The 16,710-nt window shown below is 42.3% G+C and carries 14 protein-coding genes, 2 pseudogenes and 1 CRISPR repeat array; of the genes and pseudogenes, 8 read left to right on the forward strand and 8 right to left on the reverse strand.

Features of this window, described 5'->3' with window-relative positions; genetic code table 11:
* Window positions 1-41: 41 nt before the first annotated feature.
* The 3 genes from cydB to DESRU_RS12375 all read right to left on the reverse strand — a co-directional run bounded on the left by cydB (window position 42) and on the right by DESRU_RS12375 (window position 2,972).
* On the reverse strand, window positions 42-1,046 hold the full coding sequence (cydB, locus tag DESRU_RS12365) for a cytochrome d ubiquinol oxidase subunit II (RefSeq protein ID WP_013842438.1): 1,005 nt from the start codon (window positions 1,044-1,046) through the stop codon (window positions 42-44).
* Complete coding sequence (locus DESRU_RS12370) at window positions 1,037-2,425, reverse strand: cytochrome ubiquinol oxidase subunit I (RefSeq protein ID WP_013842439.1); 1,389 nt, start codon at window positions 2,423-2,425, stop codon at window positions 1,037-1,039. The genes cydB and DESRU_RS12370 overlap by 10 nt, the downstream gene beginning before the upstream one ends.
* A 136-nt stretch (window positions 2,426-2,561) precedes the next feature.
* The gene (locus tag DESRU_RS12375) at window positions 2,562-2,972 is read right to left on the reverse strand and encodes an RrF2 family transcriptional regulator (protein WP_013842440.1); all 411 of its coding nucleotides are present in this window, start codon (window positions 2,970-2,972) and stop codon (window positions 2,562-2,564) included.
* Between the two features lie 1,216 nt (window positions 2,973-4,188).
* Between DESRU_RS12375 and DESRU_RS12385 the strand changes: the two genes are divergently transcribed.
* From DESRU_RS12385 to DESRU_RS12415, 7 genes are all read left to right on the forward strand, one after another.
* The gene (locus DESRU_RS12385; protein ID WP_013842442.1) at window positions 4,189-4,713 is read left to right on the forward strand and encodes a hypothetical protein; all 525 of its coding nucleotides are present in this window, start codon (window positions 4,189-4,191) and stop codon (window positions 4,711-4,713) included.
* Window positions 4,714-4,730: 17 nt separating this feature from the next.
* Window positions 4,731-5,417: a hypothetical protein gene (locus DESRU_RS12390; protein ID WP_013842443.1), complete on the forward strand. Its 687-nt coding sequence runs from the start codon at window positions 4,731-4,733 to the stop codon at window positions 5,415-5,417.
* A 272-nt stretch (window positions 5,418-5,689) separates the two neighbouring features.
* Window positions 5,690-6,145: an IS110 family transposase gene (locus DESRU_RS21130; protein WP_207635945.1), complete on the forward strand. Its 456-nt coding sequence runs from the start codon at window positions 5,690-5,692 to the stop codon at window positions 6,143-6,145.
* Between the two features lie 17 nt (window positions 6,146-6,162).
* A complete protein-coding gene (locus DESRU_RS21135; RefSeq protein ID WP_207635946.1) occupies window positions 6,163-6,981 on the forward strand; it encodes a transposase in 819 nt (272 codons plus the stop codon).
* A gap of 352 nt (window positions 6,982-7,333) precedes the next feature.
* Entirely contained in the window at window positions 7,334-7,759 is a 426-nt protein-coding gene (locus DESRU_RS12400) for a GNAT family N-acetyltransferase (RefSeq protein WP_238446290.1), read from the forward strand.
* Between the two features lie 296 nt (window positions 7,760-8,055).
* A CRISPR array of direct repeats spans window positions 8,056-9,346; the repeat unit is 30 nt; unit sequence GTTTTTAGCTTACCTATAAGGATTTGAAAC.
* 73 nt (window positions 9,347-9,419) lie between these two features.
* Window positions 9,420-10,952, forward strand: a complete 1,533-nt coding sequence (locus tag DESRU_RS19900; protein ID WP_013842444.1) for a DUF5050 domain-containing protein — start codon at window positions 9,420-9,422, stop codon at window positions 10,950-10,952.
* A 647-nt stretch (window positions 10,953-11,599) separates the two neighbouring features.
* Window positions 11,600-12,028, forward strand: coding sequence for an N-acetyltransferase (locus DESRU_RS12415; protein WP_013842445.1), 429 nt, complete (start codon window positions 11,600-11,602; stop codon window positions 12,026-12,028).
* A gap of 140 nt (window positions 12,029-12,168) precedes the next feature.
* Here DESRU_RS12415 and DESRU_RS12420 read toward each other — a convergent pair.
* Window positions 12,169-13,458, reverse strand: a pseudogene (locus DESRU_RS12420) (endonuclease MutS2); the annotation flags it as partial.
* Window positions 13,459-13,475: 17 nt separating this feature from the next.
* On the opposite strand from DESRU_RS12420, the gene DESRU_RS21785 reads away from it, so the two are divergent.
* Window positions 13,476-13,562, forward strand: coding sequence for an integrase core domain-containing protein (locus DESRU_RS21785; RefSeq protein WP_420536365.1), 87 nt, complete (start codon window positions 13,476-13,478; stop codon window positions 13,560-13,562).
* 179 nt (window positions 13,563-13,741) lie between these two features.
* Here DESRU_RS21785 and DESRU_RS12425 read toward each other — a convergent pair whose 3' ends face one another.
* From DESRU_RS12425 to DESRU_RS12440, 4 genes and pseudogenes are all read right to left on the reverse strand, one after another.
* Window positions 13,742-13,963: a hypothetical protein gene (locus DESRU_RS12425; RefSeq protein WP_013842446.1), complete on the reverse strand. Its 222-nt coding sequence runs from the start codon at window positions 13,961-13,963 to the stop codon at window positions 13,742-13,744.
* Window positions 13,964-14,519: 556 nt separating this feature from the next.
* Window positions 14,520-14,982, reverse strand: a pseudogene (locus tag DESRU_RS21790) (Smr/MutS family protein); the annotation flags it as partial.
* 125 nt (window positions 14,983-15,107) lie between these two features.
* On the reverse strand, window positions 15,108-15,593 hold the full coding sequence (locus DESRU_RS12435) for a hypothetical protein (protein WP_013842447.1): 486 nt from the start codon (window positions 15,591-15,593) through the stop codon (window positions 15,108-15,110).
* 61 nt (window positions 15,594-15,654) lie between these two features.
* Window positions 15,655-16,428, reverse strand: a complete 774-nt coding sequence (locus DESRU_RS12440; protein WP_013842448.1) for a hypothetical protein — start codon at window positions 16,426-16,428, stop codon at window positions 15,655-15,657.
* Window positions 16,429-16,710: the final 282 nt, after the last annotated feature.

The raw sequence follows: 16,710 nt of genomic DNA on the forward strand, positions 1-16,710 counted from the left end.
ATTCTTTCCTGCCTTTGCATTCTTTCCAATTTTCCATACGGTTAGTAATGCAGATGCTTGGTGCTGACGCGCCGGCGGAAAACCCAATAGGTCCAGCCCTGATAAAGCAGAACGATGGGCACCATGACCAGTGCCACAACCGTCATGATCTTAAGGGTATAGGGGCTTGAAGAAGCGTTATAAATGGTTAAACTCCATTCCGGATTCAGGTTGGAAACCATCACTCGGGGGAAGAGTCCCCAGAACATGGCCACGGTGAAAAAAACAATGGTCAAACCGCTAGAGACAAAGGACCAGCCGTATCGGCCACGGCGCAAAAGCAGCCAGGCCAGCACCAGGAATAGGGCGGTCCCCACAAAAGCGATGGCTGCGCCGGTTTTGGTAAATAAATCTGTTTGCAGATAGGTCAACACAGCTAACAACAGGGCCACCGGTATGGCCAGCATCCCGATTTTTACGGCTGCCCCCCGGGCACGTTCCACCATGGCCCCTTCAGTCTTCAGGGTAAGGAAGAGAGCCCCGTGCAGTGTGAAGACCAGCAGGGTGGTCAGGCCTCCCGCCAGGGTATAGGGAGAGAGCAGATCCCAAAAGGACCCCACATACTCCATTTGGGCGTCAATGGGAACCCCCTGAAGCAGATTGGTCACAGCCACACCCCAGAGCAGAGCGGAGACCAGGCTTCCCCCGAAGATCATCCAATCCCAGAAACTTCGCCAGCGGGGGTTTTCATCACTGCTGCGGAATTCAAAGGCCACACCCCGGACAATCAGGGCCAGCAAAATCAGGAAAAGAGCCATGTAAAAGCCGCTGAACAGCGTGGCATACCAGGCGGGAAAGGCCGCAAAGGCAGCTCCGCCGGCGGTGATCAGCCACACCTCGTTGCCGTCCCAAACCGGCCCAATGCTGTTAATGATCACCCGCCGTTCGGTGTCGTCCTGGCCTAAAAAAGGCAGTAGAATGCCCACACCGTAATCAAAACCTTCCAGAAAGAAAAAGCCGATAAACAAAACCGTCACTAAAATAAACCAGAGAATATTTAAGTCCATAACGATACCCCCTTGGCCGATGAGTCCACGGTACCAACAGCGGCTGTGTCTGAGGGCCCCTGTTTAATAAACTTTAATAAAAGATACAAATCAACCACCGCCAGCACGCCGTAAACCAGCGTAAATCCAATCATGGTGGTGAGAATCTCGCCGGCGGACACCGAGGGCGAGACCGCCGCCTCCACCCGCTGCAGACCGTAGACAATCCAGGGCTGCCGGCCAACCTCCGCCATATACCAGCCGGTGCTGTTGGCAATATAAGGGATCGGAATGGTCCAGATCAAGGCCTTAAGCACCAGGGGCTTTGTCTCCAAACGTCCGGTTTTCCACAGATACAGGCTGAGCAAAGCCATTAAAACCAGCCATGATCCTGCAGCCACCATGATGCGAAAACTCCAGAACACCGGGGTTACCGGCGGGATATAATTTCCCGGACCGTATTGGGCCTCGGCTTCCGCCTGCAGCTCATTGATTCCCTTTACCTCGCCGTCAAAACGATTATAAATCATAAAGCTCTGTAATCCGGGAATAGCCACCTCAAAGGAATTGCTCCGGTTTTTCTCGTCAATGGAAGCCAGCAGCACCAAGGGCGCCGGATTGGCGGTTTCCCAGTGAGCTTCCGCCGCCGCCATTTTCATGGGTTGGGATTCTGCCAGATACTGCCCCTGTAAATGCCCTACTCCGGTTACCGCAAAAACACTAATGACGCCAAAAATCAGGCCGATCTTAAAGGAACGACGGAAAAAGTCCAGATGGTTCTTGCGTAACAGATGGTAGGCGCTGATACCCATGACAAAAAACGCCGCCGTAACATAGCCCCCAAACACTGTGTGGGGGAATTGGTAAAAAACGTGAGGATTGGTAATCAGGGCAAAAAAATCGGTCATTTCCGCCCGGCCGTTGCGGATAATATAGCCCACCGGCTCCTGCATAAAGGAATTGGCAATCAAAATCCACAGAGCGGACAAATTACTGCCAATGGCCACCATCCATATGCTTAAGGCATGCAGTTTCTTGGGCAGCTTATCCCAGCCGAAAATCCACAGTCCCAGGAAGGTGGATTCCAGGAAGAACGCCAGCAGGGCTTCGATGGCCAGAGGAGCGCCAAAAATATCCCCCACAAAGCGGGAGTACCCGGACCAGTTCATCCCGAAATGAAATTCCTGCACAATGCCGGTAACCACGCCCATGGCAAAGTTAATCAGGAATAATTTGCCCCAGAACTTGGTCATTTTTCTATAAGTCTCATTCCCGGTCCGCACATACATGGTTTCCATAATCGCTACCAGGATCGAGAGACCCAGGGTTAATGGAACAAAAAGAAAGTGATACACCGAGGTAATCCCGAACTGCCATCGGGCCAATAAAAGTTCACTCATCAATTTCCCCCCTACCGCTTGGTAATCATACCCCATTCATAAACTAATTAATGAAAAAGTTCCTTTGCTTAACCGTTTTTGTTCTGTCTCCCTCCTTCCGGCTAAAAGTTAAATTTATACGCTTCATGTTTGTCAGCTATTTGGGATTTGCAAGGTCGGCAAAGTTATGACGGCCCAGTTCCCGAATCATGGTGCTCTGTATTCCGGCCAAAGCCTGATGAACCGGACAATGGCCGGCCCAATTCTTAGTACAGTAGTCCTCATCTACAAAACAACGGTTGATGCAGACCGGCCCCTCCATAACCTCCACCACATTCAGCAGAGAAATCTCTCCAGGAGCTTTGGCCAGGGAAAAGCCCCCCGCCACTCCCCGGTGGGAGAGGATCAGTCCCGCTTTAACCAGCGACCGCATAATCTTCTGCAGGAAGCGCATAGGGATCTGCTCCCGGGAGGCAATGGCCTGGGCCGAAACAATTTCACCAGGAGGCAGGCTGGCCAGGTACAAAACAACTCGAAAGGCATAGTCGGTAGCCTGGTTAAACTGCATGTCAGAAACCTCCTAATGTATACCGAATGAGTATAGTTTAAACCCACTATACCGCACCCGATTTTCCATGTCAATGAAGCTTATCTTACATTTTACTTACAAAACAGCACAAGAAAATTTGGCTATTGGTTTTGTTAAATGCTTGCAAAATCTAAACGGATAAAAATTTTCTTTTTAACTTTGTACAAAGCGTAATTGCAAAAGTAATTTACAATAATTTGCAAAAAATTCAAAGAGACTTTTATATAGATAAACCAAATTTATTTGTCTAATTTTCTTAGTCGATCGTGTTACTGCGAGAACTCAAGTGATTGACGACAATTTAATAAAGACCAAAGTGGCATAATTAAAGGATTGAAGAAAATAAAATATTAGAAATAGCCTAGGCGTTTTTTATGGTACGCCTTATATGTCGCCGGATTCAACGTGCTTTTAGTTTACTATGAGGATGTAAAACTCTGTGGATATTAAGACGTTTTTAGCTTGATTTGAAACTTTATAGGTAAACACTTTCTTTTGTGAGGTGAGAGGTTTTTAGCCTAGGGAGACTGGGTATTTATTTCCTTTTTAACGCATATATCTTCTAAAACATGATCCTGCCCCTTCGTTTTGGGTCAGAAAGACCTGCTGGCAAGGTTTTTCCTGTGGAGGATCTTTCCGGGTTGCTGGATAGTCCTTTCCTGGTCTTTGACACTTTTCGGCCAGTATACACCGCAGTTCTTCTCCCACCTCATCAGCTCCCAAACGCTCGTTGCGAAGCAACTTAATAGCTTCCTCCTAAGTCTTTTCTAATAAACAGCGCCCTGTCCTTTGTTCCGAATTATTAACTGCAATGACTATAATTCAACAATGCACTCCCTACCCCCATTTTCTAACGCCTTTTATGCAAAAAATTGATTCGACAAAAAACCACATTTTAATTTATAGATATTTTTTGAATTATACTATATATTATTTAATAGATTATCTATTTTAATTCTAAGATATAAATTTTATTTTATAAATGGCAAAAATACAAAGTTAATGTAATTTCTAAAGATCATAAAATTTAATCTATTTTTAAGAGTTAAAACAAATTACCAAATCGGAAACAGATTACAGATTATTGAAAATGTTTTCTATAAAATAAATTAATTAAACGAAAGGTGGTGTTAAGAAGTCTTTATAAGTGACAAAAAGGGAAAACTTTTATACTTTAAAATTGGAGGGAAGTATTATGATAAAAAAATGTAAAAAATCAATATCTATAACTTTATTTGCTATTTTTGCTTTGTTTAGCATACAACTAGGTGCATATGCTGCAACTCAATATTACGATAAGGGGCCAGTAAGTTATAATCCGGCGATATTTACTGACTATGGTTTAAAGAATTTTCCATACAAAATATACATGCATGAGGCAACTACTCCGGGAAGCAGTAGTAGAAATGTTTTCTATCATGAGTCTTATGGAACTTATTTTTCTAACTTATATGGTGGCGAAACAACCGCAGATGGCATAGCCTGGATGGTGGAAGTAACAAATAGCTACTACTCGGGTTCAACTAGAAAATTAGCAGTTAATCCATGGAATTGGACTACTTTATCTATGTACATTCCTGATGGATATCTGCCATTTGGAGGTTACTATGATCCTGATGTATCAGTATCCCTTAGTAATTCATACGTTGAGGCTCGCACCGTCGTAAGCGGAGATAAGTTGTGGAGTAGTCCATCAAACAATACTATAATTAACTTTTAAGGAGGGAAGCAAAAATAATGAAAAAAATAATTATGCTAGTAGGTCTCTGTTTAGTCTTGAGTATCTCGTCCTTTATTTATAATGGTGTTTTTGCGAGTTCAAATGATAAAAAGACTCAAAACGCTGATGAAATTAATAAAAGTGGAGAAATTTTATCTCAAAATGCCAAAAAATATAAGGAAGATCTAAAAAATGAAAAAGTGATAGCCTTAATTGGGGAGGAAAAAATTCTTTACAAGGAGTTTGCATTAAAAAAAATAATGCTAGAATCTAAAGCGGAAATTAAGAAGACCAAAAAACCTACTAATAAAGATGTATTCGAAGAACTAAAAGAAGATAAAATATCTATAGTAATGGCAAAGCAAATGGATGTTTATCCAACAGAAGCTGAGGTTAAAGAGTATATTAGTAATATGAGAAAAGCTATTAATGAATCTGATAACCCAGAGGCACTAACATATTTTACACAGAATTATGGAATTTCCGAAGATGAATACTGGAACGAATGGTCAGAACCACTTTACAAACAAAGCTTAATTAATATTAAATTAGGCAATGCCCTTGCCAGTAAAGTTCCTCAAGAAAAAGGCGATTCTAGAGAAGAATACAATAAAAAGGTAAAAGAAAATTATGTAAAAATAAAAGATACATTTAAAGAGCAAATCAAGGTTGATATCTTAGATAATGACTTAGGGATTACTTAATTTTTATTTATAGTAAAAATTAAGTAAAAGAGGTCTACCATGGAAATTGGTAGCGACACCCATAAAAAGATGATATACTGACAACAGACGAGGGTGTGGCTCGTGGGGTTAGTTGCTCATGAAAATGAGTTAACTCGGCTCTGAAATGCCGCCCTCGTTTTGTTGTTATCCATGACATTTACCGGGATGATGCCGTCCTGCGGGAAGTGGCTCTGTTAGTAGACGTGATGTTGGATAACAACGGGGTGGCGCCATAAAGGGAGGGGTTGTATATGCAACAACAGCACCTGTTAGTCGGCGTGGATGTAGGGTGCCGCAAACATCACGTCGCCATTGGTGGATCTGGCGGGATCACAGAACAATTTGAAATCACGCATGACGCCCGAGGCTTTGCGTATTTCTTTGGGCGTGTTAGTGAACAGGCACGACGCCAACGCTTGCCGGTTGTCGTCGGTATGGAAGGCACTAACGGCTATGCCCGGCCCTTAGATCAACTTGTTAAAGACAAAGGGTATACCCTCTTGAATGTCAACAACTTAAAATTGGCGCGGTTTAAAGAAATATTTGCGTCTCCGACCAAAACGGACAGTATTGATGCACAACAGATTGTCACGCTTATGATGATGGCTCCCTTTATGGAGCAGGTCAAAGAATCCCTGCAACCCGTACTGACTGTCAGCGAGATCGAACAGCAGCTCAAACGGCTCAGTCGCCGCCGCAGACATTAGTACAGGAGAAAGTCAATGTGCAAAACCGCATGCAGGTGGACCTTCAATCTGTGTGCCCAGGATTTCTTGATATCATTCATAAAGTGGATGCGCTCTATGTATTGCGCTTCCTCAGCTTTCGTTCCGATCTACGCCAGCTAGCCAGACTGAGGCCGGCCACCATCCGAAGCATTCCCGGCATAGGCGTGACCAAAGCGGCGATGTTGGCACGATGGCAGTCCAGCGCCGTCTTTGGATCGGAAATTGCCTGGGTGGGACCGATGATTGTAGAAGACGCCAAACGCTTGCTGCAACTAAAGGGAGCAATTGATTCGCTGGAAGCCCAACTGGAGGCTTTGGTTAAACAGTCTTTACTAGCAAGAATCCTTGACAGCATCCCGGGGTTCGGGACGATCAGCGCAGCGGAGGTCAGTGGCGAAATTGGGACGATGACACGATTTGCGTCAGAAGCCAGTCTAGCTATCTATTTAGGGATGGCTCCGCTTGACAACAGCTCCGGCAAGCATAAGGGAACGAAATCGCCGCAACAAGTTAATAAACGGGCTAAGGCAGCCATGATGGTGGGCATGGGGCATCATATCCGCAAAGTAGCTGAATCAAAAGCATATTATGAAAAGAAACGGACCGAAGGAAAAAGGCACAATCAGGCCTTGCGTTCGTTAGGTAGACACATTACCCGTGTCTTTTGGAGCATGGTAAAAAACAACCGTCTATACGAAGAAAAAAACAATCTCCTGTTACATAATTTTATGATAGCTAGGGAGAATGGGATGTCGTTTCAACTGCCTAACTTCCAATATTTTACTGAATTAGCTCTGGCAGATAAAATCTCTTGACAAATCGAGCGGGATGTTCAGGCCTACATTATTACACATTGTAAAAAGTGCAATAATGTAGGCCTGACCTTAATTATTCTCTTTAAAACTCACTTTATAATGAGGGAACGTTCCTTTTTTGTTAAATATTTTTCTTAACTGACTCAGGAAGTAATTTAACTCGGACTTTTAGATAAACAACCAGTCGAAACATGGATTGCTCGATATATTGAGAAAATGACCGTTTCTTTTCCGTCAAAAAATTGGCGGTAACATTAATAAATGAAACTTACTATCAAAGACTGTACCCTGGATGATATTCATATACTTCATGAAGTTTCTTATAAAAACATATAGTGAAACCTTCAGAAATATGAATACACTATTTAACATGAAAACCTATCTGGAACAGGCTTTTGAAATTAACAAACTACGTGATGAATTATCAAATAGCAGTTCGCTGTTTTATTTTCTATATGTTGATGAAGAATTAGCAGGTTACTTAAAATTGAATGAATACGAAGCACAAACCGATCTCAACGACCCACAATCCATAGAAATTGAAAGAATATATGTGACAAAAGAATTTCAAGGCAAAGGCTTGGGTCGTATCTTATTAAATAAAGCAATTGACACAGCAAATATACGAAAAAAATCGTACATATGGCTTGGCGTCCGGGAAAGAAATGATAAAGCGATTTCATTTTATAAAAAGAATGGATTTTATGTAATTGGCAACCATCCCTTCTTTATGGGAGAAGAAGAACAAACAGATTTTATTATGCGAAAAGATCTATAATCCGATTAATATGCTTATTGATTGTTAAAGCTAAAATTTTTCTCTTTAGCTTTAAATAAAGATTATTTGTAAAAGGACTTTAAAATCTTTTGCAGAAAAAATTTAAAATGGTTTGGCAATGCAAATTAATCTGACCTCATTTTTGTCGTCGATCGTAGGTAGTGCAAAAAACCCGGGGGATCGACGACAATTTAAAAAGGATCAAACGGCATGTTTAAAGGGCTGGAAAAAATGAGGTGTTTAAAATGCCCTATAGCACTTTTATAATATGCCTTATATTTTGCCGACTCCGACGGGTTTTTAGCTTACCTATAAGGATTTGAAACTGCCATTTCTGTATCCCTAGAGGTTGACACTATGGCGGTTTTTAGCTTACCTATAAGGATTTGAAACAAGCGTCTATATGTCGTTCTCCAAAGTCTGAACTATGTTTTTAGCTTACCTATAAGGATTTGAAACAGAGATTTTTCAATCTCTTCCTCTGGTTCAAAAACTTGTTTTTAGCTTACCTATAAGGATTTGAAACTACTTTTTTGCAATTTCCTTGATTTCTATTACCGACGTTTTTAGCTTACCTATAAGGATTTGAAACGGAATGATCCCTCGTTCAGGATTTCAGGTTTTAGTGAGTTTTTAGCTTACCTATAAGGATTTGAAACCCACCTTCCAGTATAAATGATGTTTTTTATTTAAAAGAGTTTTTAGCTTACCTATAAGGATTTGAAACCGCATACTGCGAGAAGAAAAGAATCTAACCCTTGAGTTTTTAGCTTACCTATAAGGATTTGAAACCCGCTCAGCAGGCACTGGAACATAAATTAATTGACGAGGTTTTTAGCTTACCTATAAGGATTTGAAACTAAGCGCAAGAAAGACGGTAGCTATAGGCCTGTAGGGTTTTTAGCTTACCTATAAGGATTTGAAACTTCCATTATCCCAATTAATATCATCCCATTTAAGAGTTTTTAGCTTACCTATAAGGATTTGAAACTCTCACCCCCTCCATTTTCTTGAACACCGCCCCACAGTTTTTAGCTTACCTATAAGGATTTGAAACACCATTGGCTGATTTTGTCAATAACGCTTTGTTTGTGTTTTTAGCTTACCTATAAGGATTTGAAACCTAAACTTAGAAGGAGGTGTGGGAAATGACTAACTTGTTTTTAGCTTACCTATAAGGATTTGAAACATGTCCTGCTCAACTTTCACCCGCTGGCCATCATGGGTTTTTAGCTTACCTATAAGGATTTGAAACTTTGGAGGTGGTAGCTATGGGTTAGGTGAGAAAAAAGTTTTTAGCTTACCTATAAGGATTTGAAACCCCAAGGGTTAAAAGGAGAAAAAGAGATAAGGATTGGTTTTTAGCTTACCTATAAGGATTTGAAACGTAAAACAGGCCGGTGTGGGAGCGGTGGAAGCTGGAAGTTTTTAGCTTACCTATAAGGATTTGAAACAAAGGGGATGGCTATTACCGTGATCAGGAAAAGTAAGTTTTTAGCTTACCTATAAGGATTTGAAACTGAGGATCTAAAAGAACGACTGCAAATTTAGTCATTAGTTTTTAGCTTACCTATAAGGATTTATCAAAATTATCTTTAGCCTTCATTTCGTATATGCCAGATGATTATCTAACGAAAATACTTTCCATGGAGTTGAGAAAATGAAAAGAGCAACCCTATTATGGATTACTGTTTTTATTCTCTGTCTTACCCTTCAAGTAAAACCGGTTCTGGCGGAGACGGTAAAAGTCAGCCTGCCCGGCTTTCCGGTTGCTCTGAATGAAGTCACTGTGAACAATGATTACCGCCAGTATCCTCTCATCGTTTATAAAGATATTACCTATTTTCCCATGACCTATTATGACTGTCGTTTTCTGGGACTTGAAACCCATTGGTCCACTGAGAAAGGACTGGAGATCAAGAGTACCGGTATAACCGGCGGCTACCGGGATTATCTTGGAAAGGTCAAAAATAAGCAAACGGATACGGCGGTGAGGGCTGCCTTTCCTGTGACAATGAATGGCAAGGCCATAGAAAACAGCACGGAAGCCTACCCGTTGTTAACCTTCCGAAATGTAACCTATTTCCCGATAACCCGGGAGCTTGGGGAAACATTTGGCTGGGATTGTCAGTTTGATCGTGACAAAGGCTTGATAATTCGTTCCGGCAACGCCGTAGTCCATGAGGTCTATTGGCCCGGATATCATCCGGAGTACGGTTTTACTACCGGCAATGGTTACTTCTTCTATAGTGGAGGAGACGGTAAGATTTATCAGACCCAGGGCGGGAAATTGGAAGAGCCTGCGGAGATTTATCGGCTTCCTAAATGGACCTATGGGAACGGAGAGTTTGTAAGACCCCGTTTTTACGTAGAAAATGGAAAGCCTTGTTTTTCCTATCATCAGGGCGGCGCGGTGATGGGAGCGGATTATTATTTCGAGATTAAGCCGGATGGCACCTGTCGGGAAAAATACTCCGGCTATCTGACGGTTAAACAGTTTGGCGACTGGAGTGTGACGGCACGGCAGTTTGGGCCGCCCACCAGCGACAATCTCAGTGTGCAATACCGGGAACAGGAGCCCAAATCCGTGGGGGATCCCGCTTATGTCTACGGCTGGAGTGTTATCGACGGTCAATCTTACAGCCCCAGTAAGGATATTTATTTAATGGGTAAGGAGATTTACATTTTAGCTTTTAATCCGGCAAATGGAAAGAATGAAAGCCGAGTACATCGGGTTAACATGGATACCAATCAAGTGACCCAAATGACTACGGAAGCCGTGGATCATTTTCAAATGAATACTGATTCCATCTATTATCTTAAGGAAGCAAATCTATATCGAACCGGACTGCAGGATGGGGTTACGGAAACAGTTAAAACCGGTGTTCAGTCTTTTTGTCTCCTAGATAAGCTGGTTTATTATGTAGATGCTCAAGACAGCCAGCTTTATAAACTTGGCTGGGAGGATTCCCTGAATCCCGGGGCCAAGGTGAAAAGTCTAAAAATAGAGGACGGCTATCTGATCTGCTCCTTTTCCTCAGAGAAATTTATTCCTTACAAGCTGTTAATTTTTAATGCGGACGGTAATCTTGTCTGGAAGGGGTCCGACGGAATTAAGGATGTAATCCTGAATCAAGGTGTGATTACTTATCAGTCTGAGGAGGATGGAAGGTTCTTCTCAGGCAAAATTTAATGTTTTAAAATTAATCCATCGGGATACCTAGTGCATTTGTTGGGATTTCTAATGGAGAGAACGTTGCTAACTATCCCCATGCTAGCCATATTATCCCATTGCAGAGCTCTAGCCACTGTGTGTACCCCTAGAAGCAAACTTTTTGCACTCTAAGGTTTCTTTTCTTTTGTAACATTTCTATAATACTTCCATATTATGGAGTATCACTTAGGAAAGGGGAATGCATAATGGGTTACGGATGTGGCGGAGGTTGCAATCACGGTTGTAGCGGTAACGTCGGTTACGGCGGGTGCTATGACAGTTGTGCTTTCATCATATTCTTAATTCTTATTCTGCTGCTTCTCGGAGGCACCGGCTTTGGCGGATATAGTGTAGCAAAATAAAGAACGAAGGCCCCTGGATATCACCAGGGGTTTTTGTTTTAAGAAGGATGAGTTGGCAAAAATGCCACTCTTTTCTGTCCCAAAAGTTTCCTTCATTGATTGAATATAATAAAGCCACCGCATTTTTTTAGCTGCTTGGGAGATTCTCATTACACTTTTGCCAATATTATGGTATAATTTTGATCTATTTTATAACGTCTGACAATAATGATATTTAGTCAAAAATAACAGAAGTCCTATATCCAACAGATTATGGAGGTTATCATGGTAAAAAGCTTTGATCTCTCTAAGCTAGATGAGGTTATGAAAATTTGGCTGGAATCAAACATTACAGCACATAGCTTTATCCCGGAACAATTCTGGGAAGACAACTTTGATACGGTCAAAGAACTCCTACCCCAAGCAGAGATTTGGGTATATGAAGATAAAGAAGCCATCAAAGGATTTATTGGTATCTTAAATCAATCTTATATCGCAGGTCTTTTTGTTTCCAACCAGTATCAATCCAAGGGAATTGGAAGTAAACTTATTGAAAAATGCAAACAGCTTCACCCGGTTTTATGTCTGGATGTTTATGTGAAGAACCAAAAAGCCATCCGTTTTTACAAGAGGCACGGTTTTAAAATTGAGCAGGAAAAAGAAAACAGCCTTACAGGAGAAAAAGAATATTTTATGCGCCGGAGTAAAGCATGATCTTTCTGCGTCGCGCTTTTCTGCTTCAAATAAGGGGTTCCCATTTCCGGCTAGGACCGACGTCAATTTCTTTCTGCAACCCTTAGCTACCTATAAGGAAAGGGGCAGGTCCTGCTTTATGTTTCAAAGCAGGACCTGCCCTACTGCTTCAGTTCCACCACGGTGGCTCCGGAGCTGCCTTCGCCGGCTTCGCCCAGGCGGAAGGACTTTACTCTGGGATGGCTTTTTAGTTCCCGGTGAACTGCCGCCCGCAGTGCCCCGGTGCCTTTGCCGTGAATTAGAATGACGCTGTTGAGACCCGCCAAAAGAGCGTCGTCCAGGTATTTTTCAATTTCCAGCAGAGCCTCATCCCCGGTCATGCCTCGTAAATCCAGGCTGGTTCCAATGGAGTTGGCTTTCTCCATAAATACTTTGCCCACCTGGGTCTGGCCGGAGGTTACTTTTTCTTCAGCTACCCGGCGTAGTTCCTTGAGGGGCACAAACATTTTCATAATCCCCACCTGGACCTGAACGTTGTCGCCGGAAACCGAGAGCACATAGGCCTTCTGGTTGTATTTGGGCAGAAAGACCTGCTGGCCGGGTTTGACCTGCCGGGGAATTTCCCCGGGTACTACCCGTTCCGGCACCTTGGCCGCTACTTTGCTGGTGACCCGCTGCAGCTTGTTCCGGGCCTGCTGGATGGCCGACTCCCGGTCCTTGGCATTTTCTTCGGCTAGTTTAGACCGCAGTTCCTTGACCGCCTCATCGGCCTCCAGCCGCGCGTTGCGCACCAGCCGGGCGGCTTCCTCCTGGGCCTTTTCTAAAAGGCTTTCCCGTTTCTCCCGCAACTGCTGCTCCAACTGCCGGTATCGTTCCTTTAGCTTTTCACTGTCCCGGCGCAGGGTTTCCGCTTCTTCCCGCTCCCGCTCGGCGGCCTGCTGGGTCTGCTCCAGTTTATTGATCAGGTCCGCCACTTCCACTTGTTCGGTAGTTAAAAACTGCCGGGCCCGCTGAACCACCTCCGGGCTCAGGCCCAGTCTGGCGGATATTTCAAAGGCGTTGCTGCGGCCCGGTCTCCCGATCAGCAGGCGGTAGGTGGGACGCAGGGTTTCAATATCGAACTCCACACTGGCGTTTTCCACTCCCGGTGTGGTATAAGCGTAATTTTTCAGTTCGCTGTAGTGGGTGGTGGCAATGGTGCAGACTCCCCGTTGAAACAGCGTTTCCAGAATGGCCCGGGCCAAGGCCGCGCCCTCGGTGGGGTCGGTTCCCGCCCCCAGTTCGTCCAGCAGCACCAGGGACCCCTGTCCCGCCCCGGCTAAAATATCCACCAGGTTGGTCATGTGGGAGGAAAAGGTGCTGAGGGATTGTTCAATGCTTTGCTCGTCCCCGATGTCCGCATAGATTTTGCTGAAAACGCCCATCTCGGTTCCGGATTCCGCATGCTTATGCCGTAATTGACCAATACATCCGATATTACAATACCGCCAGGCCTCATCAGGCTTTGGGGTATCAGTCCCCGGTTAATGCTGCTCTTACTGAACCAGCGGCTTAGTTATATATTTTTATATACTGTGATTTATGGAGATGATTGACCTGAATTAACTGTGCAGTTTCCAGGGGGCCATTACAGCCGAACCACCCCTGGCCTCAGTCGCAGCATGGGACAAGGTGTTATTTCTCTTTCAGCACTCAAACACATTCCCTGTCCCTTTGTCTTATTTGATAAGATGATTATTTATAATTTTTGTGATACTCAGAAAGAACGTACTTTTCAATTCTTCTTAATTCTTTTAATACTTCATTGAGAGGCATATTTAACAATAAGGAAATTTCTCTTATTGAATGGGTCTTATTGTTAATAAAACCCATTCTTAACTTAAAAATGTAAAAATCTTTCTTATTTAAATTCGCTGCAATCTTTAATACTTTTTCCCAATCATAATCATTTTTCATCTATAAAACTTCTTCCTTACTAAAAATAATATTATCTATAATCCATTTATTATTTTTTTTATATAAAGAAATAACCATTAATGTTTTGAAATCAGTTGTTGATTTATAATATATAGGTAAGATATCATAATCTTTAGTATATATCAATAAATAAAAATGTATGTTTTGTCGAATATATTTTGTAAAACAAAAATCTACTCCCTTGGTCTACCGTCCCAAAAGTATGTGCTCCCAGCATAAATCTCAATGAAGTAATCACTACAGAAACAACGCCGCACATTCTTTTTTATCCTAAAAGTCTCCTTGAAAAACAAATTTAAAGATTGCTATCTTAATTATTTAACTCGGGATTCGGACAAACAACTTGAAACAGTTAACAGTTGATAAATGGATTGTTCGATGTATGTTGACAAAACAAGGAACATCCCCTTCCGTCCTTGGTCCTAACGTCAAATTTTTTGCTTACCTATAAGAATTAAAAAAGGGGCAGGCTCTGCTTTATGTTTCATAAAGTGAGCCTGCTCTCCATTGTTACTGCTCAGTTCCACCACGGTGGCCCGGAGCTGCCTTCGCCGACTTCTCCCAGGCGGAAGGACTTTATCTGGGATGGCTTTTTAATTCCCGGTGAACTGCCGTCCGCAGCGCCCCGGTGCCTTTGCCGTGAATTAGAATGACGCTGTTGAGACCCGCCAAAAGGGCGTCGTCCAGGTATTTTTCAATTTCAAGCAGGGCCTCATTCCCGGTCATGCCTCGTAAATCCAGGCTGGTTCCAATGGAGTTGGCTTTCTCCATAAATACTTTGCCCACCTGGGTCTGGCCAGAGGTTACTTCGGTCACCCGGCGCAGTTCCTTGAGGGGCACAAACATTTTCATAATCCCCACCTGAACCTGAACGTTATCGCCGGAAAAGACCTGCTGCGGGTTTGACCTGCCGGGGAACTCCCCCGGGCACCACCCTCCGGCACCTTGGCCGCTACTTTGCTGGCCACCCTCTGCAGCTTGTTCCGGGCCTGCTGGACCACTCCGGTCACGGGTCCAGTTTGGCCAAAAACATGGGGCAGGTATTATTCCCTTTCATCTCTCAAACACACTCCTTGTCCCTTTGTTTTAACCCAATAATACACGTTTGACCCCTTTTCCTTATTTATTTCATCATTTCTACTTTTTCTCCACTTTCTGTTACCCACCGTATTTGAACTTCTGTTTTTGTTAGAATATTTTCTGCCTCATCACCATTCATTTGTTTTAAGGGGGTTTTTGTTTTGCTAGTCGTTCTCGTTGTAATATCGTAGCTTTTAGGAATTGTTCCAGTAATTTCATCAGATTGCCAAGTGTATTTACCTAAAGTAAGAGGCACATAACCTACTGGCCATTTTGATTTGATAAAATTAGGTTCAACAATTACCTGTCTAATAGGCTCAGTACCCTTATAGTAAGGTTCAACAATTCCAATAACTTCATTCATGTCCCAATACAATGATAATTGTACATCCCATATACTGCCTTGAATTGTCCGAGTAGCTTTTTCCTTTTTTTCAAGAGAAAATTCATTATTGTCCGAATGACCAGAGCATCCTGCAAAATATGATAAACAAAATAGAATGGCAATTATCATAAATAATTTTTTCAAAATTATACATCCCCAAAATTAATTTTATAAATTATTGCCCAGGTACAACCCAGGCAATAATTTATATGTCTTGCCATACTGCATCTGATTTGAAAGTCCAAGAAGAACTACCTTTAGTGCATTTACACTGTTGAACAAAGGCAACATAACCACCTCCTGTTGAGCAATTAATATAACCACTATTAGGAATAGTGTTGATTGTATTGGTGTAGAGGGTTCCAAGGGTAATACTTGGTACGTTATTATAGTCACTACTACTAACCCATCCTGCTCCAGAGAAATTTGATTCACCTCTCCATTCCGCACCATATTTACCATTTGAAACTGCCACGAGGTTGGAAGTGTCCCATTTACATTCAATTTTTTGGGGTTTAATCCAAGTTAAGTTACCATCAGAATATTTTAAATAATAATAAGTAGCAATTTGCCTAGCAGACATAGACGAATCACGCTCATCCCAATTTCTACTATCCGCAATACGGAAAAGAATATTTGATAGTGAAGAAGCAGCTTTCTTTGGTTCATAAATAGTAGTGAAGTAAGTAGTAACATATTCAGATTCTATTATTCCATCATTTTTCTTGACTTTTTTCAATAACTGGGTTGTAGATCTTTTATCTACAATAAATTTATCAACGTTGGCTCCATCCAATTCGTTTCTGACTTTAATGGAGTCGTCGTCAGAAATACCTTTAGAAGCACGCTCCCATAGATTAGATAAATCTGTGATTTGACTTTTTTGAATCAGAATGCTATCTTCTTGAGAGGCAAGAGACATTCCGCATATAGATAAAGTGAATATAAGAGAAAGAATCATTATAAATAACTTTTTCATAAATTATAACCTCCTTGGATATTAGTTATTAAAAAAATTCTTAGTTAGAATAATCACCTCCCTTGAAGAATATTTTATTCTTTGAATAACTCCCGATCTTATAGATTTCACACTTTTCAAAAGAGTAGAATGAGGATAGAATTAGCATCAAGTGCCAGATTTAGAGAAAATAGGTATAGCAAACAAAACGCTGTTAGCATTTGCTTAATTATTAGTGAGTAACCCCATTTTTCTCGCGGCAGCAAACCTCCCATGTCTAACAGGGTTATGACCTTAATCCCT

Source organism: Desulforamulus ruminis DSM 2154 (assembly GCF_000215085.1).
GTDB lineage: Bacteria > Bacillota > Desulfotomaculia > Desulfotomaculales > Desulfotomaculaceae > Desulfotomaculum > Desulfotomaculum ruminis.

Excerpts from the sequence above, each read along its gene's own strand:
- DESRU_RS12390 (WP_013842443.1), top strand. The coding sequence starts at position 4,731 with ATGAAAAAAATAATTATGCTAGTAGGTCTCTGTTTAGTCTTGAGTATC.
- DESRU_RS19900 (WP_013842444.1), top strand. The coding sequence starts at position 9,420 with ATGAAAAGAGCAACCCTATTATGGATTACTGTTTTTATTCTCTGTCTT.
- DESRU_RS12440 (WP_013842448.1), bottom strand. The coding sequence starts at position 16,428 with ATGAAAAAGTTATTTATAATGATTCTTTCTCTTATATTCACTTTATCT.
- DESRU_RS12400 (WP_238446290.1), top strand. The coding sequence starts at position 7,334 with ATGAATACACTATTTAACATGAAAACCTATCTGGAACAGGCTTTTGAA.
- DESRU_RS12415 (WP_013842445.1), top strand. The coding sequence starts at position 11,600 with ATGGTAAAAAGCTTTGATCTCTCTAAGCTAGATGAGGTTATGAAAATT.
- cydB (WP_013842438.1), bottom strand. The coding sequence starts at position 1,046 with ATGGACTTAAATATTCTCTGGTTTATTTTAGTGACGGTTTTGTTTATC.
- DESRU_RS12425 (WP_013842446.1), bottom strand. The coding sequence starts at position 13,963 with ATGAAAAATGATTATGATTGGGAAAAAGTATTAAAGATTGCAGCGAAT.
- DESRU_RS12375 (WP_013842440.1), bottom strand. The coding sequence starts at position 2,972 with ATGCAGTTTAACCAGGCTACCGACTATGCCTTTCGAGTTGTTTTGTAC.
- DESRU_RS12370 (WP_013842439.1), bottom strand. The coding sequence starts at position 2,425 with ATGAGTGAACTTTTATTGGCCCGATGGCAGTTCGGGATTACCTCGGTG.
- DESRU_RS21130 (WP_207635945.1), top strand. The coding sequence starts at position 5,690 with ATGCAACAACAGCACCTGTTAGTCGGCGTGGATGTAGGGTGCCGCAAA.
- DESRU_RS12385 (WP_013842442.1), top strand. The coding sequence starts at position 4,189 with ATGATAAAAAAATGTAAAAAATCAATATCTATAACTTTATTTGCTATT.